This is a genomic window from Streptomyces sp. NPDC058619, from assembly GCF_042717785.1.
Classification (GTDB): Bacteria; Actinomycetota; Actinomycetes; order Streptomycetales; family Streptomycetaceae; genus Streptomyces.
In genome coordinates this window covers 1-1,221 of record NZ_JBHXQN010000169.1, presented here as the reverse complement: position 1 = coordinate 1,221, position 1,221 = coordinate 1, and the positions used below count along the sequence as shown (strand labels likewise).

General features: G+C 64.0%; 1 protein-coding gene. It reads right to left on the bottom strand.

Features of this window, described 5'->3' with window-relative positions:
• Window positions 1-93: 93 nt before the first annotated feature.
• Window positions 94-1,221, bottom strand: a 1,128-nt coding sequence (ltrA, locus tag ACFWTC_RS38965; protein ID WP_384030750.1) for a group II intron reverse transcriptase/maturase, incomplete at its 5' end; no start/stop codon positions are given.

The following is a 1,221-nucleotide window of genomic DNA, read 5'->3' as shown; positions in this document are numbered from 1 at the left end:
CTGCTGAGTCGGGTCGCCCGGGGGAATCTCACCCCCGGGCTCCCACAGAACGGAGCGTGACAATCTCTCGTCACTCCGCTCTTGTCACCCTGATCACCAGGCCATTGCGGCAAGTGTCGTGTCCGGCCAGTGCGCGAACATCCGCGGGTATCGCTGAGCGATCTCCTGGAGTTTCGCGATGGCCTTCCGCAACGGCGCCAGCCGCCGATACTTCCTTCGGATCCAGCGCACCAGGTAGGCGTTGATGCGCTGAAGGAACGGGATCAGCACCCAACGGCCGTAACGGCCGTAGTAGTTGATCCAACCCGCGACGACGGGGTTGATCCGCCGTGCGAGGTCCATGAAAGTCGAACCGGTGCGGTGTTGCAGCCGCCAGGAGCGGACCTCCGCGCTGATCCTCTTCAGGGCTTCCTTGCTGATCGCCGGGGAGAAGGACAGGAACGTCTGCCCGCTTCTGGTCCGGCTTGCTCTGGCGCGGAACGTGTAGCCGAGAAACGTGAACCCCATGTGCTCGTACGAGCCCTGGCGCTTCGCGTCCCGGCAGTACACGATCCGGGTCTTGGCCGGGTGAAGTTCCAGCCCGACCTCCTCCATCCTGTTCTGGAGCGCGGCCAGCACCTGGCGGGCCTGGCGCTCAGTGACGCAGTGCAACACCGCGTCGTCCGCATAGCGTTCGAAGGTGACAGACGGGAACTCCCGGCTCATCCACACGTCGAACGCGTAGTGCAGGAACAGGTTCGCCAGCACGGGAGACACTGGGGCGCCCTGAGGCGTCCCGCGTTCCCGTTCCAGCAGGTCGCCGTCGGGCAGTTGCAGAGGGGCGGCAAGCCATCGCCGCACATACAATTTCACCCAGACGGCGTCGGTGTGTGCTTCCACCGCCTTGACCAGCAGGTCCCACCGGACGCTGTCGAAGAACTTCCGAATGTCGAACTCGACGACCCAGTCGCGCTTCCAGCAACGTTCCCGGCAGACCCCGACCGCGTCCAGCGCAGACCGTCCAGGCCGGTATCCGTAGCTGTCCGGGTGGAAAATGGGATCCACTCGTCGCATCAGATGCCGTGCCACCACAGTCTGCGCCACCCGGTCAGTGACACACGGGATGCCAAGCATCCGCATGCCACCGCCGTGAGGCTTGGGAATCTCCACCGCACGCACCGGGGACGGAAAATACGAGCCCGACGACATTCGATTCCAGACTTTATAGAGATTGTCCCTAAG